The organism is Rathayibacter sp. VKM Ac-2835, assembly GCF_013266705.1.
Taxonomy (GTDB): Bacteria; Actinomycetota; Actinomycetes; order Actinomycetales; family Microbacteriaceae; genus Rathayibacter.
The window spans coordinates 62,765-82,604 of sequence record NZ_JABSNQ010000003.1; the positions used below are offsets into that span (position 1 = coordinate 62,765).

Sequence of the window (19,840 nt, forward strand, 5' to 3'; positions counted from 1 at the left end):
CTGGGCGCGCATCGCGCCGCCGCAGAGCCGACGCCCGGAGAGCGCGCGGGCTCGACCTCCCTCGGCGATCTGCTCGGCGAGGTCTCCCGCGACCTCTCGACGCTGATCCGCCAGGAGATGGCGCTCGCCAAGGCCGAGCTCAAGGAGTCGGCCGGCAAGGCCGGGAAGGGTGCCGGACTCCTCGGCGGCGCGGGCTACGCGGCGCTGATGGCGGTGCTCTTCCTCTCGATCGCCCTCTGGTGGGCGCTCGGAACGCTGATCGGCAACGGCTGGTCGGGCGTGATCGTCGCCGTGATCTGGGGCGTCATCGCGGCGATCCTGTTCGCCGTCGGCCGCAAGAGCCTCAAGCAGGTCGACGGAGCGCCCGAGACGGTCGACTCCCTCAAGCAGATTCCCGAAACCCTCAAGCCGAACGGGGCAGGACGATGACGTACGACGCAGGACAGAACAAGACACCGGAGGAGATCCGGGCCGACATCGAGCGCACGCGCCTCGAGCTCGGCGGCGACGTGGACGCGCTGGCCGAGAAGGTCAGCCCGAGCGCGATCGTCGACCGGCAGACCGACAAGGTCAAGGCCGCCGTCGGCTCCGTCCGCGACCGGGTGATGGGCTCGGCGCACGACGCCGGCGACTCGCTCTCCGGCACGGCCGGATCGGTGAAGAGCGAGGCGAACGGAAACCCCTTCGCGGTGGGCCTGATGGCCTTCGGCGCCGGGCTCCTGATCGCCTCGCTCATCCCCGCCTCGGACGCCGAGAAGGACGCGGCCGGCAAGGTCAAGGAGCAGGCGCAGCCCGTCGTCGACTCCGTGACCGGCGCCGCCAAGGACGTCGCGAGCGAGCTGCGCGAGCCGGCGCAGCAGGCCTTCGCCTCGGTGAAGGACACCGCGACCGACGCCGCGCAGAACGTCAAGGAGGCGGGGGGATCCGCCGCCGAGGACGTGAAGGACTCCGCCCGCGAGGCCAAGCACGCGGTGCAGGAGAACGTGACGCAGGACAGCGACCGCGCGTAACTCCCCCTCCCGCGAGATGCCACTTGTGTACGCCTGTCACGGCGTGTCGCGTACACAAGTGGCATCTCGCTGTCTGCGCGAGGGCGGGCGGGAATAGGGAGCGGGCTCGGGCGCTTCTGGGTCGTATGCGATCCATCGTCTACTCCCGCTCCGGTTCCTCCTCCGTCCTCTCGCTCGTCGACCGGGAGGCCGGCACGCCGGGCGCCGGCGAGGTGCGCGTGCGCGTCCTCGTCTCCGGCGTCAATCCGACCGACTGGAAGGCGCGCGCCGGTGGCGAGCCGCCCTTCGCCGAGGTCGTGCCGAACCAGGACGGCTCCGGCGTGATCGACGCCGTCGGCGAGGGCGTCGAGGGCCTCGCCGTGGGCGACCGCGTCTGGTTCTATCTGGCGGCCCACCAGCGGCCGACCGGCTCCGCGCAGGAGTCGACCGTCCTCGCCGCCGAGCACGTCGTGCGGCTGCCCGAGGGCGTCGACGCCGAGCTCGGAGCGAGCCTCGGCGTTCCCGCGATGACCGCGCACCGCGCCCTGACCGTGCACGAGGAGGGGCCCGCCCGCCTGGCTCCCGGTGCGCTCGCCGGCCGCACCGTCCTGGTGCAGGGCGGTGCGGGAGCGGTCGGCCACGCCGCGATCCAGCTCGCCGTCTGGGCCGGAGCGACCGTCATCGCCACGGTGAGCAGCGACGCGAAGGCGCGGCTCGCGACGGCCGCCGGCGCGCAGCACGTCCTGCAGTACCCGGACGAGCAGCTCGCGGCGAAGATCCTGGAGATCGCCCCCGACGGCGTCCAGCAGATCGTCGAGGTCGCGCCGACGCAGAACGCCGCGCTCGACGTCGAGGTGCTCGCGAACCACGGCAGCATCGGCTACTACGCGAACAACAACGGCGACGACTTCTCGATCCCGATCGTGCCGAGCTTCGCCAAGAACGCCCGCTGGCAGGGCCTGCTGCTCTACACGGTCGGCGAGGCCCCGCTCCAGGCCGCGGCGGAGGACATCACCGCGGCCCTGCGCGACGGAGCCCTCCCCGTCGGCGAGGAGGCCGGCCTGCCGCTGACCTGGTTCCCGCTCGAGGAGACCGCCGCCGCCCACGACGCCGTCGAGAGCAATGTGACGGGCAAGGTGCTCATCCGCGTCGCCGCGGAGTAGGGGCGGGGCGATGCCGAGCGGGCAGCCCCCCGCGCGATCCATGCTGATCGAGTAGCCCTCGCAGAGTGCGTATCGAGATCCGCCGTCGTCCGGTGGTGGGTCTCGATACGCGCTGCGCGCTACTCGACCAGCATGGACCCGACAGCGCCGGTGCGGTCAGCCGCGCAGCGGCGGAGAGCCCGCGACCGTCGCGCGATCGGCGAGCCCGTCGAGCAGCTCGCGCAGCGCCTCCTCGGCCGTCGTCGTCGGCTCCCAGTCGAGCACGGTCCGCGCCCTCTCCGTCGACATCACCGGCGTGTTCGTGGCGATGTCGAGCCAGCCCGCATCGGTGCGCTGGAGCCGCAGGCGCCACGTCGCCGTGACGATCGAGCGGAGCAGCCCCGCCGGCACCGTCACGAGCCGCGCGCCGACGACGTCCGCGATCCGCTGCGGCGTGAGCACCGGCTCCGCGGCGATGTTGAACGCCCCGCCCGCCCGGCGATCGAGCGCCCGCCAGAACGCGTCCGCGACGTCGTCCGCGTGCACGCCCTGGAAGATCAGCGTCCGCGGCAGCGGCAGGATCGGGGGCCGGACCGCCCGCAGCCAGCGTGTGGGGTATCGCGGCCCGGCGAACAGCCCCGCGATCTCGGTCGCCGCGCCGCGCTGGAAGACCAGTCCCGGGCGCAGCCGAGTGAGCACGACCTCCGGGTGCTCCGTCTCGAACGCGTCCATCGCGCGCTCGTTCGCCGCCTTGTGCCGGCTGTACGTCGAGGTGTGCAGCCCGCCGGTCGGCCAGCTCTCGTCCACGCGCAGGCTCTTCGGCGCCGCGCTGTACGCGCCGACGGACGACGCCACCGCGACCTGCCCGACCCCGCTCGCCGCCGCGGCCGCCAGCACCGCCGCGGTGCCGCCGACGTCGACGAGGCGCTGGAGCGGCTCGTCGTGGCTCGGCTGCAGCGCCCAGGCCAGGTGCACGACAGCGTTCACGCCGGCGAACGCCTCCCGCAGCTGACGCACGGCGTCGCTCGAGGCCACGTCGACCTCGTGCCAGCGCACGTCGCGGTACTCGTCCGCTCCGGGTCGCGGCTCGCGCCGGGCGATCCCGACGATCTCCTCCACCGACGCCTCCCGCCGGAGGCGCCTCAGCAGGGCCGTGCCCAGGTTGCCCGTCGCTCCGACGATCGCGATCCGCATGATGTCCCTCCGCGGGCGGCGTCCGCCGTCCTGGTCCCACGCTAGGCACCGCCTCCCCACCGCAGCAGCCGCTTGACACCCGTGGCCGGCTCGACCGCCTAGCCCACCCGACCGGCGCCGCGCACCCCCGCGCGTCGAGCCCGGCACCTGCCTAGCCTTGAAGGCATGCCCCGCCGCCCCCGCTCGTCCGCCCTGCGCCACGAGATCGACGGCATCGAGCTGCGCACCCTGGCGACCGGTCGCGCAGGCTCCGGCCGCACCTTCGTCCTGATCCACGGCATCGGGATGTCGCACCACACCTTCTCGACGCTCGCCGTCGCCCTCCGCGCGCACGGCCGCGTCGTCGCCGTCGACCTCGCGGGCTTCGGCGCCAACCGCTCGCCCCGCCGGCGCGTCGGCATCGCCGACCACGCCCGCCTCGTCGAGCGGGTGCTGGCGGAGCGCGGCGTCACCCGCGCGATCGTCGTCGGCCACTCGATGGGCGCTCAGGTGGCCGTCGAGCTGGCCGCCCGCGCACCCGGCCTCGTCGAGGGAGCGGTCCTGATCGGCCCGGTCGTCGACCCGCAGCGCCCCGGGGCGACGCGGCAGGGCCTCGCGCTCGCCCGCGACTGCCTCGGTGAGCCGCTCGGAGTCGACGCCCTGCTCTTCGCCGACTACGTCCGCGGCGGTCTCGCCTGGTACCTGCGCCAGCTGCCCGAGATGCTGCACTACCCGATCCAGCGGCGGCTGGCGGCGGTGACCCGGCCCGTGCTGATCGTGCGCGGGAAGGACGATCCGATCGCCACCCGGGACTGGTGCGAGCGCCTCCTCGCGCACGCCGCCGACGGGCGCCTGCTCGAGTTCGCCGGCTCCCGCCACGTGGTCCCCCGCACGCAGCCGGAGTCCCTCGCCCTCGCCCTGGCCTCCTTCGCCGCCGACGCCTCTCCCGCTCCCGTCCCCGCCGCGGTCCCCGCATGACGCACCTCGTCCGCGACGCCGTCTGGTGGATCCGCGACTACGCCTACGCCGTCGCCTGGCAGGTCCGCGCCTTCGTCTCGCGCCGCGCGCCCGACTACTACCTCGACGGCACCGAGCGGCCGATCGTGGTGCTGCCCGGGATCTGGGAGACCTGGGCCTTCCTCCGCCCGATCATCGACCCGCTGCACCGCCGCGGCCACCCGATGCACGTGCTGACCAGCCTCGGCTGGAACGGCCGCCCGGTCGCCCGCACCGCCGAGGACGTGGCCGCCTACCTCGCAGAGCACGACCTCCGCGACGTGGTGATCGTCGCGCACAGCAAGGGCGGGCTGATCGGCAAGTACGTGATGACCGAGCTCGACCCCGACGGCCGCGTCGACCGGATGGTCGCGGTGGCCACGCCGTTCGGCGGCTCGCGCTACGCGCCCTACCTGCTGCTGAAGAGCCTCCGCTCGTTCTCGCCCCGCGACGCGACGACCCTGCTGCTCTCGAGCCGGGCGGGTGCGAACGCGCGGATCACCTCGGTCTTCGGCCTCTTCGACCCGCACATCCCCGAGGGCAGCATGCTCGAGGGCGCCGTCAACGTGCGGATCGAGACCGGCGGCCACTTCCGGATCCTCAGCGACCCGGAGACGCTCGCGGCCGTCGTCGCGGCGGTCGACGCTCCTACGGGGCCGGCGGCGTGATCGTCTCGGCGTCGGCCGGGCAGTCGATGACCGAGACCCCGCCGCCGTCGGCGTCGTCGACCACGGCCCCGGCTGCGGCGAACGGCGCGCGGAAGCAGTAGGCCTCCGGCAGATCCGCGACGTCCGGGAAGGCCGCGGCGTCGACCGGCGTGCGGAACGACAGCGCCCCGAACTCGCCGCCCTCGCTGAGGGCGTCGTACGACTCGATGCCGATCAGGTCGACGCCCTCGACGGCCTGGTCGCTCGCGAGCCGCGCGTAGCCGAAGGCGTCGTCCTGCGGGCCGGCGAGGGCGGAGACCAGCGCGAGCACGCGGTCGCGGGACTCCTCGCGGGCCGCCACGTCGTTCGACGCGACCACCTCGGGGGCGGGGGCGGTGCAGCCCGCGAGCGCGAGCACCGCCAGGGCCGCGGCGATCGCCGGGGCCGGAGAGATCGCCCGACGCGGAGAGAGGGTCAGGGCCGGTCGGGTCCGCGTCAGCTTCACGCGACCGACCCTAGCCGCTGCCGGAGCGGCCGGCGCCGCCCGTAGCAACTGCTCCTCGCCCGGCGGAAGCCCCTCGGCGGCGAGGGCGGCGGAGCGGACGATGGAGGAATGCGCTCACCGAACAGCACGCGCCCGTCCGGCACCGGACCCCGCAGCACCGGACCGACCGAGCTCCTCCTCGTGCGCCACGGCGAGAGCGTCGCCAACATCGCCGCGAGCGCGGCCGAGGCGGAGGGCGCCCACGACATCGCCGTCGACCGGCGCGATCCCGACGTCGAGCTCTCCCCGGCCGGCCGGGAGCAGGCCCGCGCCCTCGGCCGCTGGCTCGCCGACGGCAACGCGCCCGTCGCCGCCTGGTCCTCGCCGTACCTCCGCGCGTCCTCGACCGCGCAGCTCGCCTTCGAGGAGGCGGGCCTCGACCTCGCGCCGCGCCTCGACGAGCGGCTCCGCGACCGCGACCTGGGCATCGCCGACCGTCTGACCACGGCGGGCTTCCGCGCGCGCTTCCCCGAGGAGGCGGCGCGGCGCGACTGGCTCGGCAAGTTCTACTACCGGCCGCCGGGCGGCGAGTCCTGGACCGACCTCGCCCAGCGCGTGCGCTCGTTCCTCGACCACCTCGATGTCGTCGCGCCGGCCGGGCCGGTCGCGCTGTTCTGCCACGACGCCGTCGTCCTGATCATCCGCTCCGTCTGCGAGGGCCTCACCGAGCGCGAGCTGCTCGACATCGGCAGGGCGACCCCGGTCGCGAACGCCTCCGTCACCCGGCTCGTCCGCGACGGCGACGCCTGGACGCTCGAGCGCTTCAACGAGACCGCGCACCTCGAGGAGTCGAGCGCGCCGGTCACCCGCCACGACACCGGCGAGGACACCCCCGTCGACACCGCCGTCGACAGCGGCGACGACTCGCGAGGAAGGACCGACTCATGAGCGAGACCAGGCACAGGAGCGAGACCGCGCACAGGAGCGCCGTCGTCGACCGCGCCCTGCTCGAACGGCGCTGGCCGCTGCCCGATCCCGCGAGCTCGAAGCACGCCCGCGGCGACGTGGTCGTGATCGGCGGAGCCCGCAAGACACCCGGAGCGGCGATCCTCGCGGGGATCTCGGCCCTGCGGGTCGGCGCCGGGCGGATCACCCTCTGCGTCGCCGAGTCCGTCGCCGCCGCGACCGCCGTGGCGCTCCCCGAGTGCGGCGTCGTGTCGCTCGAGGAGACGCGCGGCGGCTCGATCTCGGGTCGTGGGCTCTCCGCGCTCGAGGGCGAGCTGGGCAGCGCCGACGTCGCGCTGGTCGGCCCCGGACTCGACGACCCGAAGGCGACCACGGCGACGCTGCGCGCCCTCGCGCCGCTGCTCGCCGGCGTCCCCGCCGTCCATCTCGACGCCTTCCCGCTCGGGGTCCTCCCCGGGCAGCGCCGGGTCGCCCGCGCGCTCGCCGGCCGCCTGCTGCTCACGCCGAACACGGAGGAGGCCGCGCGGCTGCTCGGCTCCGAGGTGGACGACGTCGAGGCCGCCGCGATCGCCGTCGCGCGGCGCTACAGAGCGGTCGTCAGCCTCTTCAACGTCATCGCGGCACCCGACGGCGACGCCGTGCGCATCGAGGGCGAGCACCCCGGCCTCGCGACGGCGGGCAGCGGCGACGTCCTCGCGGGTGCGACGGCAGGCCTCCGGGCCCGCGGTCTCGACCCGCAGGGAGCGGCGGCGTGGGGAGCGTTCCTGCACACCGAGGCCGACTCGGTGCTGGTGCGGCGGCTCGGCCCGGCCGGCTACCTCGCCCGTGAGATCCCGGGCGAGTTCCCGGCGCTGCTCACGGGCTGACGCGCCCGGTCGGCCGGGAGGCGCGACTCAGCCCAGGAGGGTCACTGCCGGAGGGTCACTGGGCGACGTCGGCGACGGAGAACGCCACTCCCGGAGTGATCAGGATCGAGGTCTCGCGAGGCTGGCCCTCGCCCTGGTTGACGGTCAGCCAGCGCGACGCGGCGCCGTCGAGCGCCTTCTCGACGCTCGCGCGGACGTCCGCGGCCGTCGTGTCGTGCAGGCTGTAGGGGGTTCCGCCGTAGATCAGCTCGACGCGCTTCACAGCAGGCCCTCCTCGGTCTGGCGAGCACCGCCGTGCGGCTCCTCGCTGATGCGCAGACCGTGCGCGCTGTGCGAATCGGCCAGGAGCTGACGGATCCAGTCGGGGTTGATCGCCGGGGCGCGACCGCCGTGGTACTTGAAGCGCAGCGGGATCGCCGGGTGCAGCCAGATCGACGTCCGTCCGTCGCCGACGGACTGCGAGTCCTTCCACGAGAGGTAGAAGGACTCGTTGCGCGACAGCTTCGATCCGATGACGATCTGCAGGTGGGCGAGCAGGCGGTCGTCGAAGTCGGCTTCGAGAGTCGAGTCGTAGATCAATCGGCCCATGAGGGCGGTCTCCGTTCGCAGTGCAGTCCAGCCGGCGGGGGCACGGCCGGACGGTACGGGGCGATTCTATCCGCCCCGGAGGTGTCGCTCAGGAGCGATCGTCGTCGGAGTCGAAGCGCGGGATCTCGAGATCGGACAGCTGCGGGACGGTCGAGCCGCCCTCCTCGGTCAGCGGCTGGGACACGCCGAGCCGTGCCGCCTCGTTCGTGAGCCTCTCCACGAGGGCGGCGTCCACGATCTCCTCGCCGCCGTCGTCCTCGGTCTCCGAGAAGAGCTGGCTGGCCGGACCGATCAGCAGGGTCGCCCGGCCGAGCTCGCCGGACGCGCGCCGGATCGGGATGTCGACCGACATCGCGCCCTTCCGCAGCGCGAGCGCCTCGGCGTAGCCCACGAGCGAGTGCGCGATCCGGCTTCCGGTGAGCACCGAGCTGCCGGCGTAGTGGATGCGTTCCATGGGTCCTTCCTACCGCTCAGCGCCCACCGGGAGCATCCGGGTTGCGCGGCGGGAGCGGGCTTGATAGCGCCTCGATCCTGCGCTCGAGCCCCTCGCGGACCGCCGGCCACTCCTCGACCAGGATCGAGTGCACCGCCGTGTCGCGCCACGAGCCGTCCGCCCGGCGCTGGTCGTGCCGCAGCACGCCCTCGAAGACCGCGCCGAGGCGGAGGATCGCCGCGCGGGAGCGCGCGTTCGCGGCGTCCGCCTGCAGCTTCACCCGCGAGAAGCCGCTGCCGAAGGCGAGATCGAGCAGGAGGAGCTTGGTCTCCGGATTCACGGCCGTGCCCCAGACCTCGGGGGCGTACGCGGTCCAGCCGAGGTGCGTCCCCTCCCGCCGCTCGTCGAAGTCGGTCAGCGAGGAGGTGCCGACGACCCGGCCGTCGACGAGCACCGCGTACGGGTTGCCGGTCTCCCACGGGTAGTAGCGGCGGGCGAAGGCGCGGAACGCCTCGGCGCCGTCCGGGAGGCCGGCGGGCCCGCCGCCGTAGCCCGCGGCGAACACCTCGGGGCGGCCGATCGCGGCGCGGAGCGGCTCCAGATGCTCCTCGGTGAGCGGCTCGAGGACGACGAGGCGGCCGGTGAGCACGGCCGGGAGCGGACGGACGGCGCGGCCCGGGCGGGCGGAGGAGGCGGGGCTGCTCATCCGGACAGTCTGGTGGTCCCGGCGCCCGCCGAGGAGTCCAGCACGCGTGCCAGCATGAGGTCCATGGACAGCTCCGCGATGTTCGCCGCCTCCGCCGGCGCCCTGCTCCACCTCGTCGAGCGGATCGGCGACGAGCAGTGGGAGCGCCCGGGACTGGGCGTCTGGGACGTCCGCGGCCTGACCGGCCACGCCTCCAGGGCGATCACGACGGTCGAGACGTACCTGCTCGCCGACGAGCCGGCCGCCGCGACCGTGTCCGACGCGCTCGGCTACTACGCGGCCCTGGCCGGCGGCCGCGCCGACCCCGCGGCCGTGGCGCGCCGGGGCGTCGAGACCGGGGTGCTGCTGGGCGAGCGCCCGGCGGAGCCGATCGCCGAGTCGCTGCGGCGGACGCTCGCGCTGCTCGCGCAGCAGCCGCCCGGGCGCCTCGTCGCGATCGGCGAGCACGCCCTGGCCCTGGACGAGTACCTGCGGACGCGTGTGCTCGAGCTGGTCGTGCACACGCTCGACCTGTCCCGGGCGACGGGCCTCGCGCACGCGATCCCGCCCGAAGCGGTCGAGGCCTGCTCCGCGATGGCGGGGGCGCTCGCCGCTCGGGCGGGACGGGGCGACGAGCTCCTGCTCGCGCTGAGCGGGCGCGAGCGCCTCGCGGAGGGCTTCTCCGTGGTGTGAGCGGTTCGGTGGCGGGAGCAGCCGGGTCGGGTGCTCACGCCACGGCGAGCGCCTCCACCGGCGACACCCGGGTCGCGCGGCGGGCCGGCAGCAGCGCCGAGACCGCGGTGAGGACGATGCTCACCGCGAGGACGGCGATCAGGATCCCGACCGGGATCGTCGGCGGCACCAGGCCGATGCCGGGCAGCGAGCCGAAGATCGCGACCGCGCCGGCCCAGCCGTAGAAGGCGCCGAGCACGAGGCCGAGGACCGCCGCGGCGATCACCATCTGGGCGGCCTCGACGACGACCATCCAGCGCACCTGGACGCCCGTGAAGCCGAGCGCCCGGAGCAGCCCCAGCTCGCGGCGGCGCTGCAGGACGCTCAGCGAGAGCGTGTTGACCATGCCGACGGCCGCGAGCAGCACCGAGAAGCCGAGCAGCACGCTCATGATCGCCGTGCTGACCGAGACGAACTGGTCGAGCGCCGCGAAGATCTCCGGGCTCATCTCGCTCGAGGCGCGCATGATCGAGGCGAAGGTCGCGGCGGCGACCGCGAACATCGTGACGAGCGTCACTCCGATCACGAGGCCGATGACGGCGCGCGCGCTCCTGGCCGGGTTGCGGGTGGCGTTCGCCGAGGCGAGGCGGGCGACGGGACCGCCGCCGAAGGCCCGGCCGACCAGCGCGATCAGGGGCGGGAGCAGCACCGGCGCGCCGAGGACGACGCCGGTGAAGGAGAGCATGCCGCCGGCCAGCCCGATCAGGACGCCGAACGGGCTGACCAGCCCGACCACGACGCCGATCACCAGGAGCAGGACGCCGACCACGAGGAGGACGACCGCCAGGACGTTCCGGCCCGTGCGCCCGCGGAGCTCGTCGTAGCGGGGCTCCGCGGCGGACCCGGCGGCCTGGGACGGCGCCACCGAGAGCACCCGGCGGGAGCCGGCCCAGGAGGCGACGACAGTCGACGCGATCACGGCGAGGGCCGGCAGCAGCAGACCGGGCGAGGCCAGCGGCACGGCGATGCGCGTGAAGGTCCCGGTGCTGAAGGCGATCTCGGCGCCCACGGCCACCAGGACGACGGCGGCGACGAGGCCGAGGGCCGCGCCGATCAGTCCCTGCACGAGACCGGTCCGCACCACCTCGGCGCGGAGCGAGCGGCCGGAGGCGCCCAGCAGGCGCAGCAGGGCGATCTCGCGGGTGCGGCCCGCGATCACCGTCGACACCGCGTTCGAGGTGACGATCGCGCCGACGAAGACGGCGATGCCGAAGAAGACGCCGCCGACCACGCCCAGCGTCGTCGCGGCCTGCGCGATGCCGTCGAGACCAGCGGCGTCGAACGCCGCCACGAGGTCGGCGATGACCATCACCAGGACGCCGCCGAACGCTGCGGAGAGCGCGGCGACGGTGATGATCGCGCCGCCGCCCTGGCCCGAGGCGGCGCGCAGGCCGGTGCGGGTGGCGCTCACGACGCCCCCTCCATCGAGAGCATCGCGCGCGAGATCTCCTCGGCGCTCATCCCGCGGCGGTCGTCGACGACGGCCCCGTCGCGGAGGAAGACGATGCGGTCGGCGAAGGCCGCCGCGATCGGGTCGTGGGTGACCATCGCGATCGACTGGCCGTACTCGCGGGTCGAGGCGCGGAGGAGGCTGAGCACTTCGCGGCCGGTGCGCGAGTCGAGGTTGCCCGTCGGCTCGTCGGCGAAGATCAGCTGCGGGCGGGTGGCCAGCGCGCGGGCGATCGCGACGCGCTGCTGCTGGCCGCCGGAGAGCTCGTGCGGGCGGTGGGTGAGGCGCTCGCGGAGCCCGAGCGACTCGATCAGGCGGGCGATCCACTCCTCCTCCTCGGCCGTCACGCGGCGGCCGTCGAGCTCGAACGGGAGGCGGATGTTGCCCCGCACGTCGAGCGTGGGCACGAGGTTGAAGGCCTGGAAGACGAAGCCGACGCTGCGCCGGCGGAGGACGGTGAGCTCGGCGTCGCCCATCGCGGTGATCTCGACGTCGCCGAGGAAGACGCGGCCGGCCGAGGCGGTGTCGAGGCCGGCCAGGACGTGCATCAGCGTCGACTTGCCGGAGCCGCTGGGGCCCATCACCGCGGTGAACTCGCCGCGCTCGATCGAGAGGGTGACGTCGTCGAGGGCGACGACGGGCGGCGTGCTGCCGTAGAGCTTGCGCACGCCCTCGACGCGCGCCACGACGGAGGAGGTCTGGTTCTGCATGCCTCCGACGCTACGGAGCTGGGTCCGTCGCGGTCGTCGCCCCGGGTGGCCCCCGCCGTCATCCTGCCGGGGGACCCGCCCTGGTCCCTCCGACCCCCGCGAGATGCCAGTTCGGTACAGCTTCCACGGCGTGTCGCGTACTCAAGTGGCATCTCGCGGCGGGGATCAGCACGTGCGTCAGGGCAGGGCTCAGCGGAGGCCTGCTCGGCGGAGGGTGAGGGCGGAGAGGGCGGCGGTCGCGGCGGGGTCGCCGGCGCGCCAGGCGGGGACGGCCTGCGGGTGCGCGGCGAGGATCTCGCGCGGGGTCGCCTCGGTGAGGGCGCGGAGGGCCAGCAGCTCGGAGCCGCCGGGGGTCGCGCCGAGCGCGCGCAGCTCGGCGGTGCGGCGGGCGAAGCGCAGGCGCGGGCGGAGCCAGACCACGGCGAGCAGGAGCAGCGGCAGGCCGGCGATCGCGAGGCCGGCCACGATCGCCAGCGCGCTCGCGAGCTGCTGCTGGTCGCGCCCGGCCGCGGCGAGCACCGCTCCGGCGCCGCTGGCCTCGTCGAACGGCGCGCGCACGGCGTCGCCGAGCAGCGGGATGCCGCCGAGCGTCGAGCCGGCGTCGCTCATGGTCGACCCGAAGCCGCTGCCGGCGCTCTCGAGGCGGCGGCCGATCTCGGCGAGGCCCGCGATCAGCGAGCCGACGGCGATCCCGGCCGCGATCGCGATCACCGCGACGGCGAGCGCGAGGGCGTCGGCCGTGATCTGACGGGCGCGGACGGCGGGGAGGTCGGCGTAGATCTGCACCAGCCGATCATCCCCCGCCTGCGGCCCTCGCGCGCGTCGGTCCCGGAAGCCTCAGTCGAGGAGGTCGTGCAGGACGACGACCTGCTCGCGCTCCGGCCCGACGCCGATCGCGGAGAATCGGGCGCCGCTCATCGCCTCGAGGGCGCGGACGTAGTCCTGCGCGGCCTGCGGCAGGTCGGCGAACTCGCGGCAGCCGGTGATGTCCTCCTGCCAGCCGGGGAACTCCTCGTAGATCGGCTTCGCGTGGTGGAAGTCGCTCTGCGAGACGGGGACCTCGTCGTGACGCACGCCGTCGACCTCGTAGGCGACGCAGACGGGGATGGTCTCCAGGCCCGAGAGCACGTCGAGCTTGGTCAGCACGAAGTCGGTGACGCCGTTGATCCGCGCGGAGTAGCGGGCGATCGGGGCGTCGTACCAGCCGCAGCGGCGCGGGCGGCCGGTGGTGGTGCCGAACTCGAAGCCCTGCTTGCGCAGGTACTCGCCCCACTCGTCGAACAGCTCGGTCGGGAACGGGCCGGCGCCGACTCGGGTCGTGTACGCCTTGATGACCGCGATGACGCGCTCGATGCGGTTGGGCGCCACTCCTGAGCCGGTGGCCGCGCCGCCCGAGGTCGCGTTGGAGGAGGTGACGAACGGGTAGGTGCCGTGGTCGACGTCGAGCATCGTGGCCTGGCCGGCCTCGAAGAGCACGGTCTTGCCGGCGTCGAGGGCCCGGGCGAGGACGAGCGAGGTGTCCGCGACCATCGGGCGCAGGCGCTCCGTGTACTGCAGCAGGTCCTCCATGACCTGCTCGACCAGGATCGCGCGGCGGTTGTACACCTTCACCAGCAGGTGGTTCTTCTGGTCGAGGGCGCCCTCGATCTTCTGCCGGAGGATGTTCTCGTCGAAGAGGTCCTGGATCCGGATGCCGACGCGGTTGATCTTGTCGGCGTAGGCCGGGCCGATGCCGCGGCCGGTGGTGCCGATCTGGCGCTTGCCGAGGAAGCGCTCCGTCACCTTGTCGAGGGTGCGGTGGTAGCTGGTGATGACGTGCGCGTTGGCGCTGACCAGCAGCTTCGAGACGTCGACGCCGCGGGCGCTGAGCGCCTCGAGCTCGTGGAAGAGCACCTCGATGTCGACGACGACGCCGTTCGCGATGACGGGGACGACGCCCGGCGTCAGGATGCCCGAGGGCAACAGGTGCAGCGCGTACTTCTCGTCGCCGACGACGACCGTGTGGCCGGCGTTGTTGCCGCCGTTGAACTTGACGACGTAGTCGACGCGGCTGCCGAGCAGGTCGGTCGCGCGTCCCTTGCCCTCGTCGCCCCACTGGGCGCCGGTGATGACGATTGCTGGCATGGCGTGTCCTTCGCTGTGCGAAACGGCAGTACCCGGAGACGCCGGGTGCGGGGCCGGCCGTGCGACGGAGGAGTCGCGACAGGGCGACCAGCCCGAGCCAGTTTACGGGAGGGCCGCCGCCACTCCCCCGATCACTCCGGGCCCTCCGCCGTCACGACCCGCAGCACCCGTTCGGCGAGCGCACGGAGGCAGGCCTTCTCCTCTCGGTCGAGGGGCTCGGCGAAGTACCTGCCCTCGATGTGGGCCGACAGCACCTCCTCTGCCCTCCCGCGCGCACTCGCCCAGAAGGCACAGGCGATGACGTCGTCATACTCGTCGCGGAGGTCCGCTCGTTCCGAGGCGACGAACGCGAGATCGGCCTCCCACAGCACCTCCCGTGCAGCGAGAACCTTCTCCACCATCACGGTGAGATCCGGCGGGGGATCGGATTCGAGCACGAAGACCCTTCCGAGCACCCGCAGCCTCCGCTCCGCGCCGAGGATCGGATCGCGGACGAGCCCGCGCCGGCGACGGACCGCCCACACCACCGGCTCGGCGACCGACGCTTCAGGGACGTCGTCGCGAAGGAGGCAGAACGCCGTGCGGTGCACTCCGGAGATCGCCGCGACGTGCATCGACCGACTCGCCGACGCGACGACGGCGGCCGACAGTCCGCCTCCGCTGAGGGAGGCCACCCGCAGCAGCCGCCCGTCCCGCTCCACCGCGACGAGGCGACCCTCACGCGCCAGCAGCGTTCCGAGCCGAGTCACCGAGTCCATGGGTCAGCCGTGCCTTCGCGATCGTCAGTCAGCCGAACGTCGAGAGCACGACGCACCGGCCGAGCCCGCGTCGCTCTCTCACGCCCGGCCTCGCGAGCTCGTAGACCAGCGGCAGCCCCTCCTCGGTCTCGACCCAGGATCCGATCGTGACTCCCGCCACCCGGAGGCCGACCAGGCGGAACCGCCTGCGATCGAGATCGCCGAGGATGTCGAGAACCCGACCCGTCGCCTTCTCGTCGAAGGAGATCTCCCAATAGTCGTCCTGGTCCCAGATCTGACAGAGACTCCGATGTCCCCGTGAGACCCAGCAGAGTTCTCCGCTCTGAACGGAGACCGCCTCGTGAACCGAAGACGCGAGAAGGTGTCTCGGCGATTTCCGGAGTTCGAACAGGTCCGCCATCGCCGCCCTCAGAAATCAATATCTTCATAATCGGGAAAGGCTTGATTCATATGCGCACTTACGGCCGGATGGCATTGGACAGAGATTCCAACCCAATACGGTCAGCCCAGACGTAGACCGCGTCCCACGAGAGATCACGCACCTCGACTCGAGGACCACTGTCACGGATAATAACCAAACAGAGGTAGGGCACCTCGAACAGCGCCTCCAACATGTGGACGATTTCAGCGGTCGGCTCATTCCATCCTCGCACCAGGCGGTCACTTCTTGCAGTTTCGAGTGGGTGATCTGGACGCAGTCCCAAGCGCTCAAGCATGTTTCGATGGGACCGAGGGTATTCGGAAACCATGAGAGATCCACCGCCGACCGCAGCCCATCGCGATACCGCCCGCCAGCTCCGACGCAAAGCTTCAATCTGATCGTGGTCGGAGAGCAGCGACCACTCACCCGGCAGGTCTCGCTCTTCGACATCGAAGCGAAACCTGCCTTCGGCAGGGACGGGTACCGAAAAAGCAGGATGCACAAAATAGCATGTCTTGCGCGACCGCTCTGCTGTCAAAGCTTCTTCCCTCGCCAAACGTAGTAAGTGCGACATCTTCGTATTGATCGCCGATCAGACCAAAATAGACCGGACGTCGCTTCGACTGAATTTGCCCCGCGCGCGCTAATCCGCTCAACGTCGGGGCGTTGATGCGTCAGTGCTGCCCGCCTCACCGGATGCCACCAGATCTGAAGCCTTATCGAACGCCCGGCCTTTCATCAAGAAACGCATCTGCCATTCGTCTCGAAGAGACTCGAGAATTTCGAGCGACATATCGTTCAGCACCGCGCGTTGCGACTGTTTGGTCATTGGGATAGTCAGTTGCCAGCCGTTGCCCGTCTTACTTAGGATAGCTAGCGTCTGACCATGAGGGCCGCTCTCGATGACCGCGATCGCCCTCCTTCCTCTTGGCAGGTCGATCGGAACAGATTTGCGACCTCTCCCGCGAAAAGAATTCCAGTCATAGGTCACTTCACCACGGGCGAGGTACGCGCGGGCGATCACGGTAAATATGGCCACAGCTGCGAAGATCGACAATTCGATCCAAGCATGGGCTGCCACCAAAAGCCCGAAGATTGGGACGGATACCAGCGCCGGAAAAAGCAAGCCCTTAACGCCACCTCCGGTCCGACCCTCACGCGACATCATTCAGCGACGCCCTTTCTTTCGAGTCCAGTACCTCGAGTAATGATCAGAAACGAATCTGAACGAGTCATATGCACCATATAACGCCTCGGGCTTGCGGTAGGCCCTGCTCGATCGTGCCATCAAACTGTTATGCGATGCCTTTCTAGCTTTATTGTAAGCTGGCCGATTGGGCTTCCCGCGAACGAATTTGGGAGATTTCGCGACCTTAGAGATCCGAACGAACCGCGGGCTTCGGCGTCGGCGTTCCTGCTGGTCCCCGACGAGTCCCACAGGACAGGAGCCGGCATCGAGAAGATCGTGGAGCCGCTCGCGTCAGCGAAGAGCACGTTCCCGAGCGCATCCCGGCTCGCCGTCAGGCCCGGAGCATCGATCGCCCAGGTCCACGACGACTCCCCTACGGCGGGCACCCGGTTCAGCCGTAGGTTCTCCTTCACAGCACCCTCCGTGACGTCGTAGACGAGATCCACGCCGGCGAGCACCTCGCGGTACTCGAGGTGGCTCTTCGCCTCGCTGTCCGCCCAGGGAGCGAGATCCCGCTCGAGCACGCTCGATGCAGCGCCGCGCAGCGCGAACCCGAGCGAATGGTCGTCGTTGGTCAACGAGAGGAGCGGTGCATCGTCGGCGTGCTCGGCGAATTCCGGCTTCAACGGATGGAGGTCCACCTCCGCACCGCCCCGACCGAGCCAGGCCGCCGGACCGGTCGTCGCCAGCTCGGTCTCGATGGGCACCCAGGCGCCCGAGCGGTCCTCGATCGAGCTGGGGACGAGCGACACCTTCGTCACCTCTGAGCCGTCGCCCCCGTCGTACGTCGTCGAGAACTCATCCCGTTCGAGGACCGTTGCTGTGTCCGGGTCGAAGCCGAACGGGATGCTCAGGGCACTGGAAGGGGACGGAGCCGCCGTCGCGGGCGGGGACGGCGTGCGCACCGGAGCCACGTCGCCGACGGGGATCTCGCCGTCGGTCGTTCCCAGCGGCGTCAGCGGTGGAAGCGGCGCCGGCACCGACTCCTCCTGCGGGATCACTCCCGGATCCGCAGTGCCCAGCGCCTGTGCTTCCTTGTGACGGGCGGCATGCTCGGCGGCGAGGGTCGCCGTCATCGCCGAGGCCGAGCCGGCGTCGATGACGGAGACCGACAGAACGACGCCGAGCACTGCAGCGAGGGCAGGAACCACGGCCTTCTTCAGACGATGTCGAGCCATGGTTTCTCCGAACCTTCGATGAATTCCCCTCAGCTTTAAGGAGCGATGCTCACCTTTGCAGTGAAGGGCCCGTCTGAAGGTCACGGAACGGTCACGGACGGCGAGCCTGAACAGAGGTTCAGATCGACGCGATCCGCCCCGCCCGACCGAGAGCCGAGCGATGCTCTCGAACCCGTAACGACGCGTTCACAACCGGCGCATAGGTTCGAACTCGTTCACACTCCACCGATCACGCGAACAGGAAACCGATGCGCACACTCCGCGCCGCAAGCCTCCTCGCCGTCGTCGCGCTCGGGGCGGCCACCGCCGCTCCCCTCGCGAGCGCGGCCCCCCTCGACGACGGCGTCGAGCTCACCCTGGTGTCGACGACCGACACGCACGGGCACGTCTACAACTGGGACTACTTCGCGAACGCGCCCTACGAGGGCGAGGACACGCTGGGCCTCACCCGCGTCGCGACCGAGGTCGACCGCCTCCGCGCCGAGAAGGGCGACGACTCCGTCCTCGTCTTCGACAACGGCGACGCGATCCAGGGCACGCCCCTCACCTACTACTACGGCCTCGGCGACGGCGCCGCGGGCGTCCTCTCGGGCGAGACGACGCACCCGATGGCCACCGCGTTCAACACCATCGGCTACGACGCGCAGGTCGTCGGCAACCACGAGTTCAACTACGGCCTCGACATGCTGAGCGCCTACGAGGGCGATCTGAACGCCCCGCTGCTCGGCGCCAACGTCGTCGACGTCGCCACCGGCGAGCCGTATCAGAAGCCGTACACCGTCATCGAGCGCGAGATCGACGGCCAGACCGTGCGGGTCGGCGTGCTCGGCCTGGTCACGCCCGGCGTCCGCGTCTGGGACAAGCAGTACGTCGACGGCGTGCTCGAGTTCCGCGACATGGTCGAGACCGCGAAGGAGTGGGTCCCGAAGGTCCAGGCCGAGGCCGACGTGGTCGTCGTCCTCGCGCACACCGGCCAGGGCACCGTCCCGGACGCCGAGTACGACCCGGCCGACCTCAACGAGGACGTCGTCAACAACATCGCGACGCAGGTCCCCGGCATCGACGTGGTCGTCGCCGGCCACAGCCACCAGGACGTCCCCGAGACGCTCTACACGAACGTCGCCGGCGAGCAGGTCCTCGTCACCCAGCCGTACTTCTGGGCGCAGGGGCTCACCGAGGTGACCCTGAACCTGGTGAAGGACGCCGCGGGCGACCTGCAGGTCGACTGGACCGAGGGCCGCGCGCCCGTCGTCACCCCGGTCTACGCGCGCGACATCGCCGAGGAGTCGGCCGCCGTGGTCGACGCCCTCGCCGAGCCGCACGCGACCACGATCGAGTACGTGAACACCCCGGTGGCGAAGTCGCTCGAGGAGCTCTCGGCCGAGACCTCGCGCTACGAGGACACCCCGATCATCGACTTCATCAACAACGTCCAGGCCGAGACGGTCGATGCGGCCCTCGAGGGCACGGAGTGGGCCGACGTCCCGGTCATCTCGCAGGCGTCGCCGTTCTCGCGCACCGCGGTCTTCCCGAAGGGGCAGGTCACGATCCGCGACATCGCCGGTCTCTACATCTACGAGAACACCCTCCGGGGCGTCGAGATGACGGGCGCGGAGGTGCGCGCGTACCTCGAGTACTCGGCCCGCTACTTCAACCAGGTCGCCCCGGGCGCTCCGTTCGACCCGGCCACGGGCACCAACGCGATCACCGCGGACCGCCCCACGGGCATCCCGGACTACAACTACGACGCGCTCTCGGGCCTCGACTACGTGATCGACATCTCGCAGCCGGCCGGCTCGCGGATCCGCGACCTGGCGCAGCTCGACGGCACCCCCGTCGCGGACGACGACCGCTTCGTGATGGCCGTCAACAACTACCGGCAGAGCGGCGGCGGGGCCTACCCGGCCGTCGCCGCGGCGCCCCTCGTCTACGACGAGCGGCTCGAGATCCGGCAGCTGCTGATCGACTGGGCGAGCGCGCGCGGCGTGATCGACCAGGCGGACTTCTCCGACGAGAACTGGTCGCTGACGTCGGTCGCGGCCGAGGTCCCGGCCGAGCCCGGGACGCCCGGCCAGCCCGGCACGCCCGAGCCCGACCAGCCGGAGCCGACCGAGCAGCCGACGGCCACCCCGGTGCCGCTGCCCTCCGCCACGCCCGTCCCCGTCGCCGGGGGCTCGCACTCCGGACCGCTCGCGGACACCGGCGTCGACGCGGCCTCCTACGCAGGAGGCGCGGCCCTGCTGCTGCTCGCCGGCATCGCGCTGACGGTGCTGCGCCGCCGCCGCTCCGCCTCGCACTCGGAGTAGCCA

At 72.0% G+C, this 19,840-nt stretch carries 23 protein-coding genes; 9 read left to right on the top strand and 14 right to left on the bottom strand.

What is annotated here, in order from left to right:
- The 3 genes from HRK28_RS14045 to HRK28_RS14055 all read left to right on the top strand — a co-directional run bounded on the left by HRK28_RS14045 (position 1) and on the right by HRK28_RS14055 (position 2,152).
- Complete coding sequence (locus HRK28_RS14045; RefSeq protein ID WP_160091143.1) at positions 1–429, top strand: phage holin family protein; 429 nt, start codon at positions 1–3, stop codon at positions 427–429.
- Positions 426–1,010: a DUF3618 domain-containing protein gene (locus tag HRK28_RS14050; protein WP_173252068.1), complete on the top strand. Its 585-nt coding sequence runs from the start codon at positions 426–428 to the stop codon at positions 1,008–1,010. Before HRK28_RS14045 ends, HRK28_RS14050 begins: the two co-directional genes overlap by 4 nt.
- 125 nt (positions 1,011–1,135) lie before the next feature.
- Positions 1,136–2,152 carry an NADPH:quinone reductase gene (locus HRK28_RS14055; protein ID WP_173252069.1) on the top strand — a complete coding sequence of 339 codons (1,017 nt, stop codon included), beginning with the start codon at positions 1,136–1,138 and terminating at the stop codon, positions 2,150–2,152.
- Positions 2,153–2,308: 156 nt separating this feature from the next.
- Here the strand turns inward: HRK28_RS14055 and HRK28_RS14060 are convergent, their stop codons facing one another.
- The gene (locus HRK28_RS14060; RefSeq protein ID WP_173252070.1) at positions 2,309–3,325 is read right to left on the bottom strand and encodes an NAD-dependent epimerase/dehydratase family protein; all 1,017 of its coding nucleotides are present in this window, start codon (positions 3,323–3,325) and stop codon (positions 2,309–2,311) included.
- Positions 3,326–3,490: 165 nt separating this feature from the next.
- Here HRK28_RS14060 and HRK28_RS14065 point away from each other — a divergent pair, with 165 nt between their 5' ends.
- Together HRK28_RS14065 and HRK28_RS14070 are read left to right on the top strand one after the other, a co-directional pair.
- The gene (locus HRK28_RS14065) at positions 3,491–4,282 is read left to right on the top strand and encodes an alpha/beta fold hydrolase (RefSeq protein ID WP_173252071.1); all 792 of its coding nucleotides are present in this window, start codon (positions 3,491–3,493) and stop codon (positions 4,280–4,282) included.
- Entirely contained in the window at positions 4,279–4,968 is a 690-nt protein-coding gene (locus HRK28_RS14070; protein ID WP_173252072.1) for a triacylglycerol lipase, read from the top strand. Before HRK28_RS14065 ends, HRK28_RS14070 begins: the two co-directional genes overlap by 4 nt.
- On the opposite strand, the gene HRK28_RS14075 is transcribed toward HRK28_RS14070, so the two are convergent.
- The gene (locus HRK28_RS14075) at positions 4,949–5,452 is read right to left on the bottom strand and encodes a hypothetical protein (protein ID WP_160085885.1); all 504 of its coding nucleotides are present in this window, start codon (positions 5,450–5,452) and stop codon (positions 4,949–4,951) included. The genes HRK28_RS14070 and HRK28_RS14075 overlap by 20 nt on opposite strands.
- A gap of 108 nt (positions 5,453–5,560) precedes the next feature.
- Between HRK28_RS14075 and HRK28_RS14080 the strand changes: the two genes are divergently transcribed.
- Together HRK28_RS14080 and HRK28_RS14085 are read left to right on the top strand one after the other, a co-directional pair.
- The gene (locus HRK28_RS14080) at positions 5,561–6,379 is read left to right on the top strand and encodes a histidine phosphatase family protein (RefSeq protein ID WP_173252073.1); all 819 of its coding nucleotides are present in this window, start codon (positions 5,561–5,563) and stop codon (positions 6,377–6,379) included.
- Positions 6,376–7,263: an ADP/ATP-dependent (S)-NAD(P)H-hydrate dehydratase gene (locus HRK28_RS14085; RefSeq protein WP_160085889.1), complete on the top strand. Its 888-nt coding sequence runs from the start codon at positions 6,376–6,378 to the stop codon at positions 7,261–7,263. Before HRK28_RS14080 ends, HRK28_RS14085 begins: the two co-directional genes overlap by 4 nt.
- A 55-nt stretch (positions 7,264–7,318) precedes the next feature.
- Here HRK28_RS14085 and HRK28_RS14090 read toward each other — a convergent pair whose 3' ends face one another.
- From HRK28_RS14090 to HRK28_RS14105, 4 genes are all read right to left on the bottom strand, one after another.
- Positions 7,319–7,525 (bottom strand): hypothetical protein, encoded by a 207-nt coding sequence (locus HRK28_RS14090; protein WP_160085891.1) that lies wholly within the window; start codon positions 7,523–7,525, stop codon positions 7,319–7,321.
- Positions 7,522–7,851: an ATP-dependent DNA ligase gene (locus HRK28_RS14095; protein WP_160085894.1), complete on the bottom strand. Its 330-nt coding sequence runs from the start codon at positions 7,849–7,851 to the stop codon at positions 7,522–7,524. Before HRK28_RS14095 ends, HRK28_RS14090 begins: the two co-directional genes overlap by 4 nt.
- Positions 7,852–7,939: 88 nt before the next feature.
- Positions 7,940–8,305, bottom strand: a complete 366-nt coding sequence (locus HRK28_RS14100; RefSeq protein WP_173252074.1) for a hypothetical protein — start codon at positions 8,303–8,305, stop codon at positions 7,940–7,942.
- A gap of 16 nt (positions 8,306–8,321) precedes the next feature.
- Positions 8,322–8,990, bottom strand: a complete 669-nt coding sequence (locus HRK28_RS14105; protein WP_173252075.1) for a GNAT family N-acetyltransferase — start codon at positions 8,988–8,990, stop codon at positions 8,322–8,324.
- 63 nt (positions 8,991–9,053) lie between these two features.
- Here HRK28_RS14105 and HRK28_RS14110 point away from each other — a divergent pair, with 63 nt between their 5' ends.
- Positions 9,054–9,662, top strand: coding sequence for a maleylpyruvate isomerase N-terminal domain-containing protein (locus HRK28_RS14110; RefSeq protein ID WP_173252076.1), 609 nt, complete (start codon positions 9,054–9,056; stop codon positions 9,660–9,662).
- A 34-nt stretch (positions 9,663–9,696) separates the two neighbouring features.
- Here the strand turns inward: HRK28_RS14110 and HRK28_RS14115 are convergent, their stop codons facing one another.
- The 8 genes from HRK28_RS14115 to HRK28_RS14150 all read right to left on the bottom strand — a co-directional run bounded on the left by HRK28_RS14115 (position 9,697) and on the right by HRK28_RS14150 (position 17,531).
- On the bottom strand, positions 9,697–11,112 hold the full coding sequence (locus HRK28_RS14115) for an FtsX-like permease family protein (RefSeq protein WP_244231706.1): 1,416 nt from the start codon (positions 11,110–11,112) through the stop codon (positions 9,697–9,699).
- Positions 11,109–11,861, bottom strand: coding sequence for an ABC transporter ATP-binding protein (locus tag HRK28_RS14120; protein ID WP_123447122.1), 753 nt, complete (start codon positions 11,859–11,861; stop codon positions 11,109–11,111). Before HRK28_RS14120 ends, HRK28_RS14115 begins: the two co-directional genes overlap by 4 nt.
- A 189-nt stretch (positions 11,862–12,050) precedes the next feature.
- Positions 12,051–12,647, bottom strand: a complete 597-nt coding sequence (locus HRK28_RS14125; protein WP_173252077.1) for a hypothetical protein — start codon at positions 12,645–12,647, stop codon at positions 12,051–12,053.
- A 51-nt stretch (positions 12,648–12,698) separates the two neighbouring features.
- Positions 12,699–13,985, bottom strand: coding sequence for an adenylosuccinate synthase (locus tag HRK28_RS14130; RefSeq protein ID WP_123736253.1), 1,287 nt, complete (start codon positions 13,983–13,985; stop codon positions 12,699–12,701).
- 131 nt (positions 13,986–14,116) lie between these two features.
- The gene (locus HRK28_RS14135; protein ID WP_173252078.1) at positions 14,117–14,599 is read right to left on the bottom strand and encodes a hypothetical protein; all 483 of its coding nucleotides are present in this window, start codon (positions 14,597–14,599) and stop codon (positions 14,117–14,119) included.
- Between the two features lie 172 nt (positions 14,600–14,771).
- On the bottom strand, positions 14,772–15,143 hold the full coding sequence (locus tag HRK28_RS14140) for a hypothetical protein (RefSeq protein ID WP_173252079.1): 372 nt from the start codon (positions 15,141–15,143) through the stop codon (positions 14,772–14,774).
- A 673-nt stretch (positions 15,144–15,816) separates the two neighbouring features.
- Positions 15,817–16,332 (bottom strand): hypothetical protein, encoded by a 516-nt coding sequence (locus HRK28_RS14145; RefSeq protein WP_173252080.1) that lies wholly within the window; start codon positions 16,330–16,332, stop codon positions 15,817–15,819.
- A 119-nt stretch (positions 16,333–16,451) separates the two neighbouring features.
- Positions 16,452–17,531 (bottom strand): hypothetical protein, encoded by a 1,080-nt coding sequence (locus HRK28_RS14150; RefSeq protein WP_173252081.1) that lies wholly within the window; start codon positions 17,529–17,531, stop codon positions 16,452–16,454.
- A gap of 248 nt (positions 17,532–17,779) precedes the next feature.
- On the opposite strand from HRK28_RS14150, the gene HRK28_RS14155 reads away from it, so the two are divergent.
- Positions 17,780–19,837 (top strand): bifunctional UDP-sugar hydrolase/5'-nucleotidase, encoded by a 2,058-nt coding sequence (locus HRK28_RS14155; RefSeq protein ID WP_173252082.1) that lies wholly within the window; start codon positions 17,780–17,782, stop codon positions 19,835–19,837.
- Positions 19,838–19,840 lie beyond the last annotated feature (3 nt).

Coding starts and splice junctions, on each gene's coding strand:
- HRK28_RS14050 (WP_173252068.1), top strand. CDS start 426: ATGACGTACGACGCAGGACAGAACAAGACACCGGAGGAGATCCGGGCC.
- HRK28_RS14055 (WP_173252069.1), top strand. CDS start 1,136: ATGCGATCCATCGTCTACTCCCGCTCCGGTTCCTCCTCCGTCCTCTCG.
- HRK28_RS14060 (WP_173252070.1), bottom strand. CDS start 3,325: ATGCGGATCGCGATCGTCGGAGCGACGGGCAACCTGGGCACGGCCCTG.
- HRK28_RS14065 (WP_173252071.1), top strand. CDS start 3,491: ATGCCCCGCCGCCCCCGCTCGTCCGCCCTGCGCCACGAGATCGACGGC.
- HRK28_RS14070 (WP_173252072.1), top strand. CDS start 4,279: ATGACGCACCTCGTCCGCGACGCCGTCTGGTGGATCCGCGACTACGCC.
- HRK28_RS14080 (WP_173252073.1), top strand. CDS start 5,561: ATGCGCTCACCGAACAGCACGCGCCCGTCCGGCACCGGACCCCGCAGC.
- HRK28_RS14085 (WP_160085889.1), top strand. CDS start 6,376: ATGAGCGAGACCAGGCACAGGAGCGAGACCGCGCACAGGAGCGCCGTC.
- HRK28_RS14095 (WP_160085894.1), bottom strand. CDS start 7,851: ATGGGCCGATTGATCTACGACTCGACTCTCGAAGCCGACTTCGACGAC.
- HRK28_RS14100 (WP_173252074.1), bottom strand. CDS start 8,305: ATGGAACGCATCCACTACGCCGGCAGCTCGGTGCTCACCGGAAGCCGG.
- HRK28_RS14105 (WP_173252075.1), bottom strand. CDS start 8,990: ATGAGCAGCCCCGCCTCCTCCGCCCGCCCGGGCCGCGCCGTCCGTCCG.
- HRK28_RS14110 (WP_173252076.1), top strand. CDS start 9,054: ATGGACAGCTCCGCGATGTTCGCCGCCTCCGCCGGCGCCCTGCTCCAC.
- HRK28_RS14120 (WP_123447122.1), bottom strand. CDS start 11,861: ATGCAGAACCAGACCTCCTCCGTCGTGGCGCGCGTCGAGGGCGTGCGC.
- HRK28_RS14130 (WP_123736253.1), bottom strand. CDS start 13,985: ATGCCAGCAATCGTCATCACCGGCGCCCAGTGGGGCGACGAGGGCAAG.
- HRK28_RS14135 (WP_173252078.1), bottom strand. CDS start 14,599: ATGCACGTCGCGGCGATCTCCGGAGTGCACCGCACGGCGTTCTGCCTC.
- HRK28_RS14140 (WP_173252079.1), bottom strand. CDS start 15,143: ATGGCGGACCTGTTCGAACTCCGGAAATCGCCGAGACACCTTCTCGCG.
- HRK28_RS14145 (WP_173252080.1), bottom strand. CDS start 16,332: ATGATGTCGCGTGAGGGTCGGACCGGAGGTGGCGTTAAGGGCTTGCTT.
- HRK28_RS14150 (WP_173252081.1), bottom strand. CDS start 17,531: ATGGCTCGACATCGTCTGAAGAAGGCCGTGGTTCCTGCCCTCGCTGCA.
- HRK28_RS14155 (WP_173252082.1), top strand. CDS start 17,780: ATGCGCACACTCCGCGCCGCAAGCCTCCTCGCCGTCGTCGCGCTCGGG.